This is a genomic window from Bartonella sp. AA18HLJMS (assembly GCF_042197245.1).
In the GTDB taxonomy this organism is placed as follows: Bacteria; Pseudomonadota; Alphaproteobacteria; order Rhizobiales; family Rhizobiaceae; genus Bartonella.
This window is the reverse complement of record NZ_JBHIRP010000006.1, coordinates 1-18,607: the sequence shown is the minus strand read 5'-3', so window position 1 is coordinate 18,607 and position 18,607 is coordinate 1. Positions and strand designations below refer to the sequence as shown.

The 18,607-nt window shown below is 36.7% G+C and carries 16 protein-coding genes and 1 tRNA gene; 9 read left to right on the top strand and 8 right to left on the bottom strand.

Annotation, left to right across the window (positions count from 1 at the left end):
• Window positions 1-197 precede the first annotated feature (197 nt).
• The gene (carA, locus tag ACFINW_RS04855) at window positions 198-1,394 is read left to right on the top strand and encodes a glutamine-hydrolyzing carbamoyl-phosphate synthase small subunit (protein WP_375673849.1); all 1,197 of its coding nucleotides are present in this window, start codon (window positions 198-200) and stop codon (window positions 1,392-1,394) included.
• 869 nt (window positions 1,395-2,263) lie between these two features.
• On the opposite strand, the gene ACFINW_RS04850 is transcribed toward carA, so the two are convergent.
• Entirely contained in the window at window positions 2,264-3,484 is a 1,221-nt protein-coding gene (locus tag ACFINW_RS04850; RefSeq protein ID WP_375629975.1) for an MFS transporter, read from the bottom strand.
• Between the two features lie 527 nt (window positions 3,485-4,011).
• On the opposite strand from ACFINW_RS04850, the gene ACFINW_RS04845 reads away from it, so the two are divergent.
• Window positions 4,012-4,851, top strand: coding sequence for a DUF1460 domain-containing protein (locus ACFINW_RS04845; RefSeq protein ID WP_375611962.1), 840 nt, complete (start codon window positions 4,012-4,014; stop codon window positions 4,849-4,851).
• A gap of 711 nt (window positions 4,852-5,562) precedes the next feature.
• On the opposite strand, the gene ACFINW_RS04840 is transcribed toward ACFINW_RS04845, so the two are convergent.
• Complete coding sequence (locus tag ACFINW_RS04840; protein ID WP_375621387.1) at window positions 5,563-6,471, bottom strand: cation diffusion facilitator family transporter; 909 nt, start codon at window positions 6,469-6,471, stop codon at window positions 5,563-5,565.
• A gap of 766 nt (window positions 6,472-7,237) precedes the next feature.
• Here ACFINW_RS04840 and ACFINW_RS04835 point away from each other — a divergent pair.
• Complete coding sequence (locus tag ACFINW_RS04835) at window positions 7,238-8,047, top strand: TrmH family RNA methyltransferase (RefSeq protein ID WP_375611960.1); 810 nt, start codon at window positions 7,238-7,240, stop codon at window positions 8,045-8,047.
• Between the two features lie 277 nt (window positions 8,048-8,324).
• On the opposite strand, the gene mnmA is transcribed toward ACFINW_RS04835, so the two are convergent.
• Window positions 8,325-9,548, bottom strand: coding sequence for a tRNA 2-thiouridine(34) synthase MnmA (gene mnmA / locus ACFINW_RS04830; RefSeq protein ID WP_375621388.1), 1,224 nt, complete (start codon window positions 9,546-9,548; stop codon window positions 8,325-8,327).
• A 400-nt stretch (window positions 9,549-9,948) separates the two neighbouring features.
• Between mnmA and ACFINW_RS04825 the strand changes: the two genes are divergently transcribed.
• On the top strand, window positions 9,949-10,224 hold the full coding sequence (locus ACFINW_RS04825) for a DUF1153 domain-containing protein (RefSeq protein WP_273790817.1): 276 nt from the start codon (window positions 9,949-9,951) through the stop codon (window positions 10,222-10,224).
• 139 nt (window positions 10,225-10,363) lie between these two features.
• On the opposite strand, the gene ACFINW_RS04820 is transcribed toward ACFINW_RS04825, so the two are convergent.
• Complete coding sequence (locus ACFINW_RS04820) at window positions 10,364-10,750, bottom strand: flagellar export protein FliJ (protein WP_375606932.1); 387 nt, start codon at window positions 10,748-10,750, stop codon at window positions 10,364-10,366.
• Window positions 10,751-11,314: 564 nt separating this feature from the next.
• Between ACFINW_RS04820 and ctrA the strand changes: the two genes are divergently transcribed.
• Entirely contained in the window at window positions 11,315-12,016 is a 702-nt protein-coding gene (gene ctrA, locus ACFINW_RS04815) for a response regulator transcription factor CtrA (RefSeq protein WP_273790819.1), read from the top strand.
• Between the two features lie 223 nt (window positions 12,017-12,239).
• Here ctrA and chpT read toward each other — a convergent pair whose 3' ends face one another.
• Window positions 12,240-12,878, bottom strand: a complete 639-nt coding sequence (chpT, locus tag ACFINW_RS04810; protein WP_375621390.1) for a histidine phosphotransferase ChpT — start codon at window positions 12,876-12,878, stop codon at window positions 12,240-12,242.
• Between the two features lie 214 nt (window positions 12,879-13,092).
• Here chpT and ACFINW_RS04805 point away from each other — a divergent pair, with 214 nt between their 5' ends.
• Genes ACFINW_RS04805 through ACFINW_RS04795 form a run of 3 tightly spaced genes read left to right on the top strand, consistent with a single transcriptional unit; the run spans window position 13,093 to window position 14,359 of the window.
• Window positions 13,093-13,689, top strand: a complete 597-nt coding sequence (locus ACFINW_RS04805) for a DUF1134 domain-containing protein (protein WP_375613340.1) — start codon at window positions 13,093-13,095, stop codon at window positions 13,687-13,689.
• Between the two features lie 27 nt (window positions 13,690-13,716).
• On the top strand, window positions 13,717-14,103 hold the full coding sequence (locus ACFINW_RS04800; protein ID WP_375611956.1) for a hypothetical protein: 387 nt from the start codon (window positions 13,717-13,719) through the stop codon (window positions 14,101-14,103).
• Complete coding sequence (locus tag ACFINW_RS04795; protein WP_375611955.1) at window positions 14,093-14,359, top strand: hypothetical protein; 267 nt, start codon at window positions 14,093-14,095, stop codon at window positions 14,357-14,359. The genes ACFINW_RS04800 and ACFINW_RS04795 overlap by 11 nt, the downstream gene beginning before the upstream one ends.
• A gap of 324 nt (window positions 14,360-14,683) precedes the next feature.
• On the opposite strand, the gene ACFINW_RS04790 is transcribed toward ACFINW_RS04795, so the two are convergent.
• Together ACFINW_RS04790 and ACFINW_RS04785 are read right to left on the bottom strand one after the other, a co-directional pair.
• On the bottom strand, window positions 14,684-15,802 hold the full coding sequence (locus ACFINW_RS04790) for a DegT/DnrJ/EryC1/StrS family aminotransferase (protein ID WP_375611954.1): 1,119 nt from the start codon (window positions 15,800-15,802) through the stop codon (window positions 14,684-14,686).
• Between the two features lie 49 nt (window positions 15,803-15,851).
• Entirely contained in the window at window positions 15,852-16,808 is a 957-nt protein-coding gene (locus tag ACFINW_RS04785) for a Gfo/Idh/MocA family protein (RefSeq protein ID WP_375613400.1), read from the bottom strand.
• Between the two features lie 164 nt (window positions 16,809-16,972).
• Here ACFINW_RS04785 and ACFINW_RS04780 point away from each other — a divergent pair.
• Window positions 16,973-17,049 (top strand) — tRNA-Met (locus tag ACFINW_RS04780).
• A gap of 532 nt (window positions 17,050-17,581) precedes the next feature.
• Here the strand turns inward: ACFINW_RS04780 and ACFINW_RS04775 are convergent.
• Window positions 17,582-18,607 (bottom strand): phage late control D family protein (locus ACFINW_RS04775; RefSeq protein WP_375673847.1); only part of this gene is annotated, 1,026 nt, incomplete at its 5' end.

Below are 18,607 nucleotides of genomic sequence, written 5' to 3'. Positions count from 1 at the left end.
AAGGACTCGATCTTCGAAAAGCTAAAACAAGACTTTACCTCTTCATGGAATGTACTTATACTGCCTATTTCAAGCGAAACGTTACCAGAATAATATACACAGCATCTGTTAAAGGTATGATTTTTGTGTAAAGTTGATCATTATACCTTTCAGAGAATAAGCCATCATACCTTTAGAATAAATTGTGGATACATACTATGATACAAGCGACTTCACCCAGCTACCCTTGGAGTATCAAAAAACCTACAGCCCTCTTAGTCTTAGCAGATGGAACCGTTATTAAAGGCAAAGGAGCAGGTGCTACAGGTATCGCTGAAGCTGAAGTGTGTTTTAACACCGCCATCACAGGCTATGAAGAAATCCTCACAGACCCGTCATACACACAACAAATCGTTAATTTTACTTTTCCTCATATAGGAAATGTAGGGGCAAATAGCGAAGATATTGAAGATCTCTCTCCTCTCAATTGTCATGGTGCTGTTGGCGCTATTTTCAAGGCAGACATTACACATCCCTCAAATTATCGATCCAATGAAAATCTTAATCAATGGCTTAAAACGCGTAAAATTATTGCACTTTGTGGTATTGATACACGTGCACTCACAATTCTTATTCGTGAAAAAGGTGCACAAAATGCTGTCATTGCACATGATGCTAATGGAAATTTTGATATTCCTTCTTTAAAGAAACGTGCGCAAAAATGGCAAGGTCTTGTCAATCTTGACCTTACGAAAGATGTGACATCTCAATCATCAATGCAATGGGATGAAAAACCATGGAGTTGGAATAAAGGATACGGTACAAACAATGTGCACAATCTTCATATCATTGCAATTGACTACGGTATTAAACGTAATATTCTTCGCCTTATGGCAACACAAAAAGCCCGCATTACTGTTGTGCCTGCCCACACAACTGCAAAAGAAATTCTGGCAATGAACCCTGATGGCGTTTTTCTTTCTAATGGACCAGGAGACCCCGCAGCTACGGCTCAATATGCCATTCCAACAATCAAAACATTAATTGATTATAATTTACCAATTTTTGGAATATGTCTTGGTCATCAACTTCTCGCTCTTACGGTTGGTGCAAAGACCGTGAAAATGCACCAAGGACATCATGGTGCCAACCACCCAGTTAAAGACCTTAACACTGGAAAAGTTGAGATTGTATCGATGAATCACGGTTTTGCCGTAGATTCTTCCTCTTTACCACAACATGTTCAAGAAACACATATTTCTCTCTTTGATGGCTCAAACTGTGGTATTCGAATCATTGGAAAACCTGTTTTTTCTGTTCAATATCACCCTGAAGCTTCTCCGGGACCACAAGATAGCCACTACCTCTTTCAGCATTTTAGTGATCTCATTATGAATTATAAAAAAATATCTTAAAATAAAAAGCCTCACCTTTTAGCTTCTCTCCTTTAAATTATATCATCTTCCTACGCACAATTATATTATTTTTATACCTACAACTTATTGAATAAATATTCTTATTGATCATTCTGAAACTAAAAAGAGCGCTCTGAATAGCTTAAATTTTTCTCATTCCTCTCCTCTTAAGGTCGTATCCATCAAAATCATTGGCTTCTCCCCCCAAGCAAGATAAGTGGGTCGATAAAAACCATTTTTAAAAAGAGTAAAGTGCCTAATATTCAAATAAGCATTTGATTCACAATATAATTTTAAGCATTCTATTGTGCATGAGAAACATAATCCCTCCTAAAGAATAAAAAAATTAAAGTGTAAGACAGTGCAACAAATCTCTACTTTTTAAAAGATATTGCCGTAGATGGTTTTGAAAACTGTAAAGTCGAATAAAAAAGTAATCGCAAAACAGAAAACATCTTTTCAATTTTACAACTTTATATTCTTCCAAAATGAGGTTTTCTTTCGATTCCAGAAATGATGCCAACAAATATAAGCAATATTTTACTTCCAATTTGCCATATAAAATTTGGAATTGTTCATACAATACTGATACATCTAACTCAGATACGTTTTAATCTTTTTTTTCAATATGCTGCTACATTAGCACTGGATATTAATTTGCAAGCAATAGAAAAAATACGGTCTCCCCTATACAAACAATATCACAAAATAAAAAAATTATTTTCACTAAATGAGAAGGATATATCGATATTCTATACAACACTTTGTGAAACAAATATCACAAAAAACTTTCTGCCTATAAAATGATACATTTTGTTTATCTTGTGCATTCTCTAGCAAAATAGTACGTACCAGCCCCTCTCAACAAATTAACGTACCCGCAAGACAAAAATAACTGTCGCAACAACAAGAAGAAAAAAGCCTCCAACAAAAGGAGCACCAGAAAAATAAAACAGTGCATTTTTATCTGTAAAACATTCAAAAAGAAACACATAAAAAACAGAACCAAATGTTAAACTCAACGAAATAACAGATGTCATCGCTCCTTGCAGTTCTCCTTGTACATTTGTCGGTACCTGCGCTGAAGCAATAGCACGTATAGGTGCATGAACAAGATACTCAAGCATAGTACACACACAAACCATATAAACCATCCACCCCTGCGTCGCAAATGTATAACCCAGCATAGCAACAGAGGCAAACAAAAGCCCTACTATAACAATATGCCAATCACTCCATCGTTTAGAAAAATAAGGCAAAATGAGAGCGACTACAATAAATTGGCCTATCCCAAAAACACTATAGGAGAGTCCAATAGAAAAAGAACTCCAATCATAGCGTTCTTTTGCAATGAAAGCCCAAATGCTTAACCATACAGATTCCGCAAACCAATAAAGAAAAAAGACCAATAACACCCAAAGAACCATCGGGTATTGTTTCAGATGCCAAAAAGCACCTAAGGGATTTGCCCGCTTAATATCAAAAAAGCGCCTATTCCATAAAGAAAGGGTTTCTGGAAGCATAACCCAAGAAAAAATAAAATTAATGAGTGAAACACCAACAGCAAAATAAAACGGAATACGCGGACCAAACTGACCTAAAAAACCACCAATAAACGATCCTAAAATAACCCCCAATGCGGATGCAATGCCTAACAGACCAAAATTGCGTGTACGGGTTTTATCATCAGATATATCCGCAAGATAAGCTGTACAAGTTGCAAAACTAGCGCCACTTATCCCTGACAAAAGACGCCCGATAAATAACATAGAATAGCTCCATGCTATAGCACATATGAGATTATCAAGAGCAAAGCAAATAATAGAGAGAAGCAAAATAGGACGACGACCATAACGATCAGAGAGATTGCCAATAACAGGAGCAAACAAAAACTGCATCACTGAATAAGCTGCAAGTAATTTTCCTCTTTCTACAAAAGATGTACTGACCTCTTTTCCAGTTAATTGAGAAAAATATTCAGGCAAAACAGGACAAATGATCGCAATACAAAGAATATCTAACAATAAAGTGATGAACACTAAAATGAGCCCACGCTGAACAAATTTCGGATTGAGCATTTGGTCTTGCATAACATACACACTATTTTACGCATACAATGACTCCCCCGCTCTCTTTTAACTCCCTTTTCCTTTTAAAAGTATTCTATGCTGTATAATTTTCATATATGAAATAATAACAAATTAAAAATTACAAAAAGAGTCAAGATAAAAATATAAAATTATTTTTTACTTGATATATCATTATCAAAATATAAAAAATATATTTTATATTAATTTAAAAAAATACTTATGAGAATAAATCATTAAACAATTCCTCGTAAAACATAGAATATCAAAATAATTTTATAATACATTATTACAACTTATCATACTGCTAATTTTTAAAACATCAACTCTATTAGATAAATCAATGCCATATAATAATTTAAATATTTAATAATCATCGTAAAATATATTAATACTGTAAAAACTGATTATATTTATTGAATCAATCAATATTATATGTTATTACTACATTAAAATCTAATAAGCATGAGAAAACAGTTCTTTTAGTACGTGTTGTCCGTGAATTGTTAAATTTAAAAATGGTGTGTAAAATGCAAAAAATATCCCTATTAATTCTCACTTTAATGCTAGTGATAGGACGTGATGTCCAAAATTCTTATTCACAAGAGGGGGGGATAGAAAATAAAATAGAAACACAACAAACAACCAGCGTAGAGCTAGATCCCTATACTTTAAATAAATTAAATGCTCTTCTCAAAAAGCGTTCAGAAATAAATGATCACGAAAAAGGAGCCGTGATTGACTTTCTTTCTGAAGCTTTTTTAGGAACACCTTACAAAGCTAATATGTTACATGGCTCAGAAAATACACCAGAAAAACTGATTATTGATTTTAGAAGCTTAGATAACTTCACTTGTATGGATTATGTTGAAGCATTGCGCAAATCAACATCCCAAACAGAATTCATAAATAACGTCATAAAAACGCGTTATATTAACGGTAATGTTGATTTTTTAAATCGGAAACATTTTTTTACGGATTGGGCTTATAGAGAATATAAACTCGCCACTGATATTACCGCTGAAATAAGTCCCCATGCGGTAAAAATAGAAAAATATCTCAACAAAAAAGCTGATGGTGAAAGCTATCTTCCTGGACTTCCAGTTGTGAAACGCACAATAACGTATATTCCAAGTAACTTTATTAATGAAGAGGTTATAAGCCGTTTAAAATCAGGGGATTTCATTGGTATTTATGCAAAACTTGCTGGATTGGATGTAACACATGTGAGTTTCTTTATCATGACAGATAAAGGGCCGATGTTACGACATGCTCCTTCACACAAAGAAAATGAAAAAGTCGTCGATACCCCTTTTATGGATTATGTTGCAAAAACACCAGGAATCGTCGTTTTAAGAGCCCTTGAATAACATCATAGCGATATGAAATAGCTTTTCTATTCTTAATAGATATACTGAAGCTATTCAGATAAACGTCTAACTTTGTATAATCTACACGGATAAAATCATATTTGAAGAATGGCGGTTATAATTACCTTTACTGACTGAAGGCTGAAGGCAAGCAAAACTCTGTTATTTCTTGTATCATACTTTCTTTTCATATGCTCGAGCTAAGAATTATCTATAGACCACCGCCATTCTAATCTTTATGAATATAAAAAATATTTTTTTGCAAGCATAAGTAAAATAAGGTATGTTATGATTATTGTCTCACAAAGTATTTTATATAAAATTTATAATTAAGCTCTATTTCCTCTCGCCCTCAAAACCAAGAGATCTATTCTTGACAGCCCCGTAAACAATACATCTTCTTAAGCCAATTTCAGCGGATAACCATTTCATGTAATTCAATTAAACGCCACCAGCAAGCCTTACTGCTCGGCATTGACCGCGCACTCAAAAAATGCTTAAGAGATCAAATTTTATAGGTCTTATCTCACCACACCTTAAATGACAGTGTACGAAATAAATCTTGCCTTAAGAGACTCTGTTTAATCTTCCCCTTTATTGATGCAAAAATACAATCAACAAAAGAGCATCATCGTATTTTCAAGAGATATGAGTTGCCACACCGTAAAAAATTAATGTTCGTAACATGACAACCCATTTGAAAAAATCTTTTTATATAAAAGGGATCACCGTTGTACCAGGAGGCAATTTTGCCTCATCTTCAGGCTCGACATGAATAGAAATACGCACATTATCAAATTCTTTTTGAAGAACAGCTTCGATTTTATCACAAATTTTATGTGCTTCTCCTACCTGCATTATAGCAGGCACAACCAAATGAAACTCTATAAAAGTAACCCTCCCAGCAACACGCGTCCGCAAATCATGGACCTCAAGCGCACCCGATGCATTTGCAGAAATCAGCTCACGAATCCGCATGCTTTCATTCAATTCAACGCCAACATCCATTAATCCCTGAACAGCATTTCTAATCACCTTCCAGCCCTGTAAGAGAATATTAACGGCAACGATTATCGCTAAAATTGGATCTAAAGCTCCCCATCCTCCGACAAAACCGGCAATCAAACCAATTAAAATTGCAAGCGACGTAAAAACATCAGTTATAAAATGTACTCCATCAGCTTTAAGAGCCGGTGAGCGATGGAGTTTTCCCTGCCCAATAAGAACCATTCCCCACATACAGTTTATGACAGTTGCAATAAGATGAATAACAAGCCATATTCCAGGTTTCTGCAACAATTTAACGGTAGAAAGAGCTATCCATGCTTCTCTTAAAATAACAATTGCCGCAATAATAATGAGTACCCCTTCAAGAATTGCGGAAAAATATTCCGCTTTATGATGCCCAAAGGGATGATCATGATCTGCTGGCTTCATACTCACTTTAACAGCCCACCATGCTGCCAATGACGCAAGAATATTAACGATTGATTCCAATGCATCAGAATAAAGTGCAACCGAATCTGTGATGTGATATGCCCAATATTTCAAAGCAAAAACAATACACGCAATAAAAATAGAGTATAAAGTTAAGCTTTGTATATTGATTTTTACATCCATGAACCTCATCCTTTTCTTCACGAAATAGGGAATTAATATTTTCAACCATATCATTATACTTTTGGCATAACGACGATCTTTCCTCAATATTACAGAAGCTTCATCATACAATAAACGCCTCAGCTCACCATTATTATCGTAAAAACTGCTCAGTTACACGAACAGCACCAATAAATAAAGAAGAGAGAAAATAATAGAAAAAAGAGCTTTCCCAAGAGCAATCAAACACATAACCTTCATTATTAATCGTTTTCTGAATAACTTAAAGCCATCTCACTTCTCATAAACGAAAAACTTGTTTTTGCTCAAATCTATCATGATCATGCATTATTTTTCAGTCTTATGATGTGCATTATAACCCATCTATAAGCCATCTTTGCACCTTAGAAAAAATATCTTAGCACTCTACGGTAACTTTACAGGTCAACAGGATTTTAAAATATGATTTACTGAAAAATTTAGATATAAAAAGAAGAACAATGATTACCCTCAAAAAAAAGAATCTGGGCATTGGGGACCCAGATTCTTTTCCCTTAAAAACTAAGGGCATACAGAACTTGGGAAATAGCGGGGACCCAAGACACTGCACCCGATACGAGAAAAAATATATGATTCCGTATCAGTATTTTTACATTATACCTATGGTTGCATATTGTCAATACAAATTCTACCATAAGTTTTAAAAAATATTTTTTTATCTCTTCTTTTTAAATAAAACAAATTCTAACATCTGGAAATCATAAGAAAAAAGCACTAAAAATCTCGCATGCATTTGAATATCATAACAATCAATGAAACAGATGATCCACGCCTAAAAGCCTATCATAATATCCGTGAAAAAGATCTTGTTGGACGGCAACATCAATTTATTGCTGAAGGCAAAGTAACATTGTCCGCATTACTACATTCGAAAGAGTTTTCTGCCATCTCACTGCTCATCGTAGCAAACCGTCTCTCTGGACTTCTACCGCTTTTAGAAAAAACACAGCCCCTATGTCCCATTTATTGCGTTCCACAAAAAGTTATGGATAATATCACCGGCTTCCATGTTCATCGTGGTGTTCTGGGTATTGGTAAACGCAAAATACTGCCATCCTTACAAAGTTTTTTACAATATCTTCCAGAAAAAGCTTTGATTCTTGTTTTATGTGGTATCTCGAATCACGATAATATGGGATCAATTTTTCGTAATGCAGCAGCCTTTGCCAGTAATGGCATTATTGTCGACAAAACCTCATGCGATCCACTTTATCGCAAATCAATAAGAGTTTCTGCCGGCGCTGCTTTAAAAGTACCCTATACGCAAAACGCTGATATAGATGACATTATAGCTGCTCTAAACGATGAAAACTTTCATCTTTATGCACTCTCCCCTTCTGCCTCACACACTCTCAAACAAGCCAACAAAAGCAAAAGAATAGCACTTATTTTTGGAACAGAAGGCGATGGCTTACCACTCCACATACTAAAACAATCAAACACCTTACGTATTCCCATGACTGACGGTTTTGACAGCCTTAATGTTGCCACAGCCTCAGGTATTGCACTTGCTCATTTTACCAACTTTGACCACTAAAGATGATAACACTTCAAGTTATAGAACATACCTAATGTTGTATGTTATCTACCAGTCTCCAATAATATTGCCGTTCCCTAGCCTTTGAAAGCATTGATAAAAAACATTTTTACATTTTTTTCATCACTTTCCACCCCCTAACCCCGCTTATGACGTGCAGAAGATATAATTTTGATGGATTCAATCATAAAACAAACTTTCAATGAGAAAATCTTCCGGAAGTCTCTCATTCAAGTTTAAGATTAAAAAATATCATTATAAATCAATCTACTATGCTTTATAAAGCTGTTGTTTTTAGTTCTGAGGAAACAGGATCTTTTGTTTCGAGATTGCATAAAACGCGCTTCAACATCATTTCAGTATCAGCTGCACGTTCTGAATGTGTTACAAATCCTCCCCCAAGAATACGCGCCTCATGACCATTTCCATCATAAAGAACGCAAGCTTGCCCTGGTGCCACACCATTTTCACATTCCAATAAATCAACAGAAAAAATACCTTCTTTATAATGTAAGCGCGCAAGGTGAGGAGGACGCGTTGAACGCACCTTTACAGCCACCTCAATACCTTGAGAAGGGAAATTATCTAACGACTCATCACCAAGCCAATTCACATCACGTAAAAAAAGCTTATGCGTTTCTAACATTTCACGCGGTCCAACAATAACACGTGCATTTTCCACATCGAGATAAACTACATAAAGCGCTTCACCCGTTGACACCCCAATACCACGACGTTGACCAACCGTATAATTAACAATTCCCGAATGTTTACCTAAAATCTTTCCATCAATATGGACAATAACGCCAGGATTAGCTGCTTCTGGACGCAGTTTTGCGATAACATCTGAATATTTTCCTTGTGGAACAAAACAAATATCCTGACTATCATGCTTATTGGCAACCACAAAGCCCATTTCTGCTGCCATTTCACGAACGCGGGCTTTTGGAAGGTCACCAAGTGGAAAACGCAAATAATCAATCTGTTCTTGTGTCGTTGCAAAGAGAAAATAACTCTGATCACGATCATTATCGAGAGGACGAAAGAGTGCTCGATGCGCTCCGTTGGAACGCGAACGAATATAATGTCCCGTAGCCAAAGCATCCGCCCCCAATTCGCGTGCGGTTGCTAATAAATCAGCAAACTTAACCGTTTGATTACATGCAATACATGGTACTGGGGTCTCTCCATGAGCATAACTTTCTGCAAAAGGATCAATAACAGCTTCGCGAAAGCGCTTTTCATAATCAAGAACATAATGCGGTATTCCTAATGTTTCTGCAACGCGGCGTGCATCCTCAATATCTTGTCCTGCACAACACGCCCCCACCCGATGCGTTGCTTCCCCATGATCATAAAGCTGCAACGTAATGCCAATAACATTATACCCTTCCTTTTTCAAAAGACCTGCAACAACCGATGAATCAACCCCCCCCGACATTGCAACAACAATGCGAGAATCCTCAGGTTGTCCTGGTAAATCAAGACTGTTTAAAAACATGTATTCATTCTCTATTTAATGCTCTGTTTAATGGCTAGCCATATGTTGACATTCTGATGCACGCTCTTTAGCACTTTTACACGATTGATTGTCTTTATATTATTTTTTTATCCTTTCCACAACCATAGGCATTACTTTCTTAAAAGCTGCTGCAAACAAAAAAAGAATGATGGAAATAAGGCATAATGGTAATCGTTTAGGAGAAATCCTTTTAGAAAACCTTTTTTCTCTTTTGAAAAATCCGGTAAAATATTGCAAGAATCTCTTCTACACACTTCAACTTGAGCTTCTTTTTACATACCCAATCACTTTATTAATTTTCTTTCAGCGCTTTTAGCTCTTTTTTAAATTTCATGCTCTATAAACGAATCAAGTCCTTGACTAAAGGTAGAGGATACGAATGAGCAACTTGATAAAAACACAAATGAAATATGTTATTGGGCCAGATGGAAGTCCGCTTACAATTGCCGACCTACCGCCGCAAACAACACGGCGCTGGGTGATTCGTCGCAAAGCTGAAGTTGTTGCGGCTGTCAGAGGTGGATTGTTAAGTCTTGACGAAGCATGCCACCGTTATACTTTGACTGTAGAAGAATTTCTTTCATGGCAAAGTTTAATCGATGAACACGGTTTAGCGGGATTACGAACGACCAAGATTCAACACTATAGGCATTAAGTTGCCATTGATTAATAACATAAAGCAATCTATAAAACAGCCAAACTTGATAGAAGTTTGGCTATTTTATACTATATCCAAAAGATAAACCTAAAAGAATGGATTTTTCAATAATTGCTTTTATCATCCAGCCATTAAATTAGCCAACCATTGAATTAGATTGAATCAAAATATCCTTATCATCCGCAGCAATCTTCTTTTCTCGTGCTTCCAAAAGCTGTGCACGTTGCAGCTCTGTATTAGCTTCATGGAGAGCAATTTCAGCATTTGTTTTTTGAAGTTCTAAATCACGAATTGAATTGATCAGATTATCACGTCTTTGCCGCGCTGCACGCGCAAAAGCAGAATAAGCAAAATGGTGAACATCATTGTTTCCAGATTTACGTTCTTCATGAGTAATCTGTGCTTCCAACTCTAACACCATTCGTTCAAATTCTGCGATCATCATCTCAAGCTGTGCAATTTCACGGCGCTTTCCACGCACTTGAAACATCCTCAATCGCACCATATTTTCTCGTGGCTTCATACTCACTACTCCTTGATTGCGCCAACTCAAAACTCGTATTCACACCCAATAAATATCTTTTAGTTATATATCTATCCGACAAAAACAGTCTCTTAACTTGAAATTATAATAATTTTTGCCTTGCATTAAAGCATCTGAAAATACAATCTGCTTTAAAGAGCAATAACTATTTCTTTAACTTTTCCCCCCATTATAAACTGAAGAGGTTTAAAGCTCAGTAAATAAACACTGAAATTGTAAAAAAGTAATTTACAAAGCTCTTTTACAAATTTTTTTAAGTTAAAGTTTATAGAAAAAGCCCTCCTTTTTTATTATGTTAAAAAATATAAGATTTTTCTAAAATAATTTTGTAGCCTCTTTCAAAAATAAAAATATTTTGTTAACCACTATCATGGATAGTGGGGAATTTAGTAGTGATTGTTACGCGTACTACTGAAATGTTCATAAACGCTTTTTTATAAGTGTTTGATTTAATGAATTGTTTTTATAACAGTGGTTTTGCTAACTGATATAAAATAGAAATGCTCCTTATGATTCGTGAAGGAGCAAAGTGAGGGATCTAAAATGCGCGTATTATTAATTGAAGATGATAGAGCAGTTACTCAAAGCATTGAGTTGATGTTAAAGTCGGCAAACTTTAATGTTTATATCACTGATCTGGGTGAAGAAGGTATCGATTTAGGAAAACTCTATGATTATGATATCATTTTGCTTGATCTGAATTTGCCTGACATGTCAGGGTATGATGTCTTGCGGACTCTAAGGTTGGCAAAAATAAAAACTCCTGTCCTAATCCTTTCTGGTATGAATGCCATTGAAGACAAGGTTCGTGGTTTTGGCTTTGGAGCAGACGACTATATGACGAAGCCTTTTCATAAGGATGAGCTCATTGCACGTATCCATGCAGTTGTTCGTCGTTCAAAAGGACATGCACAATCGGTTATTGTTACCGGAGATCTCACCGTTAACCTTGACACAAAAACTGTCGAAGTTGCAGGGCGCCCTGTTCACTTAACCGGTAAAGAATACCAAATGTTAGAGCTTCTCTCTTTACGCAAAGGTACCACCCTTACCAAGGAAATGTTTCTCAATCATCTCTATGGTGGAATGGATGAACCAGAACTAAAGATTATCGATGTTTTTATTTGTAAATTGCGGAAAAAATTGGAAGCAGTCTCTTCCAGTGTAAATTACATTGATACAGTTTGGGGACGTGGTTATGTATTACGTGATCCAGTTGAAGAGAACGTACGAAAAACCGCTTAAGCAGTGAACATGCACATTGTAAAATCTCGGAGTGTAGCGGGCCGAGATTTTTTCCCGAGATCTTTTCTCTATTAAAAGTAGAGAACTCGCGCACTAAAAATCTCATATAGAAAGCGCTTAAAGCTTAAGAAGTAACCACACCCAATTTACACATATAACCTTATCGCTCATAAGTTCAATCGAAGCCACTTTTCCCAACACAGCTTAAGCGCTTCTCTCTTATTCAAAGCTTTTTTACACTTTCTAAAACAATACAACCATCACTTTCATCAATATTTATTTTCATCTCTGTCATCTGAGCAAGTAACATTGTGTAATAAAATTGGATGACATGTGCATCAATAAGCTCTTCTTGAACTTCTCCACGAAATAACGCAAGAAAATGAGGGGGTATACGGAGAGTTCTACCGAAAACCTCAAATCGAAAAGAACGTTTATTTTCTTCTTGCAAAATCATAACAACAATTTCACCACCACGAGAAACTGTTGCGTTTGCAATCAATAATAAATTAAGCAAAAGTTTAACTTCATCTTTTTCTAACAATAAAGAAGAAGCTTGCCATTTTAAAGTTGCTTTTTCTTCTTTCATATATTGTTGAGCAACCTGCTCCGCAGCCCGTGTATCTATTTGTCCTCCACTTGCACCAGCAAAACCAAAAGCCAATCGCGCAAATTGTAGACGTGCAGCAGCACTCGCAACGGATAAACGCACCAATTGTAAAGCATCTTCTTCAGCTCCTCCTTCATCATAAAGCTCCATTGCATTTTGAATAGCCCCCACAGGTGAAATCAAATCATGGCAAATACGACTACAAAGCAAAGCAGCAAGATCCATAGGCTTCAAAGAAATATCTAATGTCATAATGATTGAAAACTCCTAGATTCAAAAAAACAAAATTTATTTTAAAGAAAAACTCTTAACATCTGATGCATAATAGGAAACATTAACAATCATGCTAAAAAATTCAGAAATAAATTCAAGAATTTAAATAACCTTATATCTTATTTTTTATTTGAATAGAATGAAAATTCTAATATTATCTTTTTGTTTATCACTAATAAAAGGAGAAAACTCCATGGCTCTCTCTCTGCTCAAATACTGGTACAAAAATATTATATCTTTAATCTTCCTTTTATTCATCACCATAAACACTACACAAGCTCGACTAAAACCAATAGAGCAAAACGAACCTCATTATTCACTCCAAGAAATTATTGATTCTGGTCATATTTTTTTTGGAAAAACAGCCAGTGGTCTGGCTGTTGCAATTCAAAATATTTTTTCAAAATACGGTTATCCCAATGCCTATATTTTAGGAGAAGAAGCTTCTGGTGCCTTTTTTGCTGGATTAACCTATGGCGAAGGAATGGTTTTTACCAAAAGCTATGGTCAACATAAAGTTTTTTGGCAAGGTCCCTCAGTAGGATGGGATTTTGGCGGCCAAGGCTCCCGTTTAATGATCTTAGTTTACAATCTTAATGGCATAAATAATTTATGGAGACGCTATGGTGGTATTTCAGGTTCGGCCTATTTAATTGCAGGTGTTGGTTTTCATGTCCTAAAATACCATAATACCTTGTTAATCCCAATACGTACAGGAGTCGGCGCACGCCTTGGTATCAATATAGGATATTTAAAATTAACACATAGACCGACATGGAATCCGTTTTAAACGGTTTCTTATTTGAAAAGGGGTATTATGCTTATTCAATCATTTCTTTTTTTTATACTTGGAGTTGCTTTCACTTCTTGGTTACTGGTGCTTTTATCTCCTTTTATTTGGCGTAAAGCCGTTCATTTTGCGTATAAAGATGTTTGTGCGAAAATGCCATTATCACTCGCGGAAATAGAAGCAAATCACGATTTTCTTCGTGCACAACATGCTGTAGAATTAGCAAACAACCAACAAAAGTACGAATTTTTGCAAAAAAAATATGTCCAACAAAAAATACAACTGAGCCAAGTAACAGAACAATTTTATCGGCTATGCCTCCCCACAAAAGATACTCTCACCAAAGAAGCGATAGCAATCAAACAAAATATCGCCACACTACACACTTCCAAAGGAAAGACAAATGATGCGTGAAAAAGTCGCACACTATCAGCAACGCTTACAAAAAATCCAAACTCATGAGCTGGACACGACCGCTAACCACCAATTGCTAGAAGAACTCCGAGAAGAAACAAAAGAACTTGCAGCAACATTGGCAGCTCAAATAGCGCTACAAGAGGGGAATACATCACCCATCAACACATTGATTCAAAAATCCAAAAGCAAAAATGACCTAGCATCACGTATTCGCCAAAAAATAACTTTTCTCTCCAAAAGCCCTGTTAAATAAGTTATCTTTTAAAACACCTTAAATGAAGAGTAAAATCAACAAAGGTTCATTGTAACTTTCATAACCCAAATCCTTTTTACTAAACGTGACTTTTTTGCTAAGCTAAAGGACAAAGTTTCTTAGCCCATACCGTTCTGTTAAAAAATATCTTCTTGTCTAGAAGCTTCACTTTCTAATCATATCACCGCTCTAAAGGACAACATTTCATAGGTCCTAGAAAGGAAATAATACCAAAATATTGGCCACACACTTTAACAAAAAATACCTTCTAAGATGGATCACCAATAGAGCTTTGACCATAATTTTAAGGATAAAAACACGCTCTCAAGAGTGATAAAAATCTCTTATTTTTTTGATAATCATATCCTGATCCGTTTGTGTCAAGTAAGGATGCATTGGTAAACTTAAGACACACTCTCCTAAAGACTCTGAAACAGAAAGGGAATCTTTTACATAAGGGAAGTGTTTATAAGCTGGCTGTTGATGTAAAGGAGTTTTATAATAAATCATTGTAGGGATAGAATTTTTTTGTAAAAAATCTTTTAATTTATCCCGTTCTTTTACCTTAATCGTATATTGTGCATAAGCAGAACGAATATTTTCTCCTATTTCTGGAACTGTAACAATATCTCTTAAGCCATTGGAATAGCGTTGAGCAATTTCCACACGCTTTTCCATTTCATCTTCAAAAATCGCAAACTTTTCTAGTAAAATTGCAGCCTGAATGCTATCTAGGCGCGAATTCATACCAATACGTACATTGTCATATTGCGTTTCACCTTTACCATGAAACAAAATAGAGCGTAAAAGTTCTGCAAAATGATCATCATTGGTCATCATAGCGCCTCCATCGCCATAACATCCTAATGGTTTTGCAGGATAAAAACTTGTAGCAGCCACATCACCAAAAGCACCACACATAGTATTACCGCTTCTCCCCCCCATAGATTGAGCAGCATCTTCAATTACAAAAAGATTTTCCTTTGCAGCCACTTGAGCAATTTGCACATAATCAGCAGAAAGTCCAAATAAATCAACGGCAATAATAGCTTTTGGCTTTAGACGTCCCTCTTTTTTTACCATTTCGATAGCGTGAGAAAGTTTTTCAACATCAATATTGAATGTATCAGGTAAAACATCAACAAAAACAGGTTTAGCCCCCACCAAAGCAACCACTTCAGCCGTTGCTGAAAATGTAAAACTAGGACAAAAAACAGCATCGCCTGGACCAATATTTTTAGCCATAAGAGGCATCTTCAAAGCATCTGTTCCATTAGCACATGCAATCACATGTTTAACGCCAAGATATTCTGCCAATTTCTCTTCAAATTCTGTTACTTTTGGCCCCAAAATATACTTACCACTAGCGACTACATGCGCAATTGCAGAATTAATTTTATCTTCAATACGCGCACGCTGCGCCCCAAGGTCGATGAATTGCATATTAACTCCATTGATCATCACAAGAATGCAAAAGCGCTACCTATCTCTTTTATCTATTATAATTGACATCAGCAGCTGTTAAAATCCGTAAAACCGCAATAGCATCATCACCATTTGTACGAGGTGATTGACGCGTTTCAATACAATGAAGGAAATGCCGTAATTCGCAAGTAAGCGGCAAATCTTCACAAACATCAATGTAATTCAGCTCATCCATGCTAAAAGCCCACTCTTGATTTTCTTTCCAAACGGCAAAATGGTGCATTGCCAATTTACGACTCCACGGTTCCATATCATCAAAAACGAGTATAGCCTTTGTTCCAACAACAATTAAACGCCTCTCACGATAAGAACTCAAGCGTGAAGTAAAAAGATGACTACGCACACCATTTGGAAAAATCATATGAATATGAGAAAAATCAGAAATCTGATCAACGACAGCAGCCCCCTCACCGCGAATTTCGGAAGGTTCACATCCTGTCAACGCCAAAATCATTGAAAGATCATGAGGGGCAAGATCCCATAAAGCATCACTGTGTGTGTGAAATTTTCCAAAGCCTAATCTATGAGAATAAATATATCGCACATCTCCCACATCTCCGTTTTTCACCAATTCACACATTTTTTCAAAAGCTGGATGAAAACGCAAAATATGGCCCACCATAAAAACTCGCTCATAGGCCTCAGCCTCCTGAACTTGGCGTTTAGCATCAGAAACATTCAAGGCTATTGGTTTTTCCACCAAAACATCTTTACCATTTTTAACAGCACGGAGCACATTTTGCGTATGCAATTGTGGCGGCAACGCTAATACCAGCGCATCAATATCTCGATGAGTAAAAAGATCATCTGGTGTAACAACCTCTACACCATACAGTGTTGCAAAACTAGCAGCACGATCATTATCAATATCAGAAACTGCTGCTAAAGCCCCGAGAGAGTGGAGTGTCCGTATATGATTTTCACCCCAATGACCGCATCCTAAAACCGCTACACGTGGCACCATTTTCATGCCTTACCTTACTTTATCATATGAAAATTACACTTTTACATATCGAGGATAAAATAGAATGACAAGAGAAAAGCTTAAAAACGATGCTTGACATCTTACTATTCTACCCCTTATATCCGCAAAAGATGTAATTATTGACAATTATGATTGCTTATTTTGGCGGAGTAGCTCAGTAGGTTAGAGCAGAGGAATCATAATCCTTGTGTCGGGGGTTCAAATCCCTCCTCCGCTACCATTACTTTTTTATTGTGTGTGTAGCTTACTGTAGCTTGCCAGCAGGTTTTGTATAATTTGCCACTAGGTTTTGTACCAATTTATTTTTTTTCAAAGAGTTTTTAAGGGGTTCTCAAAGGGTCTTCAAAGACCTTTCAAAGATCATTTAAAGCCTCTTTTTCTTTTCTGCTCAAAATCGCAATTTGAGATGATCAATCATTGAGTTGGAATCGTATTATTTGAGAAGCAGCGTATATAAGATGGTATGACTTCTTTTAGCATAAATTGACTGATGATTTTTCTGTATCCTAAGCACATTATTCAGGACATTATTAAATAAGAGAAGCGTTTAAGGAATTCGGTCAACTTGACCAAATTGCTCTTCAGTCTGCAATTGTGCAATGTTTGCACCATTGCTCCTTTGAGGAATTGGGTAAACATTACCCTATTGCTGTACTCATGCAATTGGTGCAAGTTGCACCTATTCCTTACCTCCACACCAAAATGCGAACTTTTGATTTTGGTCTCAATACTCTTCAACACCGATCAAAGGGTCAAGTTGTCCCTTTGATTTTCTGTCTCTCAGAGGTTTCCTTTTCTCCTGCCTCTTTTCCCTTGTTTGGTGCCTCGAGTGTGATTTCTGTTGTGTATCCGCTTTGTTTTTCATAGCGGTGGGTGACAGTGGAAGCTTTCCATGGCCCATTGATTTGCCCACGAAACCCTTGAAGGATGAGAGGTTGATCCGCCATGATTTCTGGGCGTCCCTCTAAGGTCAAGGAGCCACTGCCCACAGCACGACACAACCTGTCCGACTCGGAAGCAGCGGCAGATAAAGCTTCCTCTTGACATGGATAACAACTGCGAAGACGCCGCACGGGACCGCTAAACCCTGTCTGATGCTTGACTTGGCATTGCTGCCCTTTTGAGCGATCAAAATAAGAAGCTTCAATGATGCCGTATTGCGTGCGTGGCTCTAATGTGAATTCCCAGTTAGAACAGTCGTGCTTATGAAGTTCAAGGGCTGGTAAATTATCCCCGCTTAAAAATAAAAACTTATGGTCTTTGATTAAAAAACGCGCCCGCATGCGGTCCGCAAGACGGGTTAAAAAATCAACCGCCGATTGATCTGTACGAATCACATAAGAAAGAGTTTGTGTGACAAATTGTGGACTCACCTTTGCTTGATAGCCATGGCGTTTGGCGAGTGTCTCAACAATCTCACCAACAGTTTTGTGATCAAAATGTTCACTCGCTTGTTCTTTGAGTTCTTTACGCATCGAGGCGCTTTTGCCACAAAGGCGCAAAATCTCTCCATCACTGCCACCAATACTCACCACCGACTCAACAACAAAACGCCCCATAAAGGCACTGATGCTGTTCTCATAGCCAAAAATCACTTGCAGAGTGCTGTTGCTTGAGGGAACCTCTAAATCATTACCACTATCATCAAACTCTGCTTCAAATGTATCGGCTTCATTGCCGGCATGGTCCGTAATGGTTGCGGTTAAAAGACGCTGATAAAAAACCTCATGAACAAGCTTATCCCCCACCCTCACCTCAATAAAAGGATGCGTGCGCAT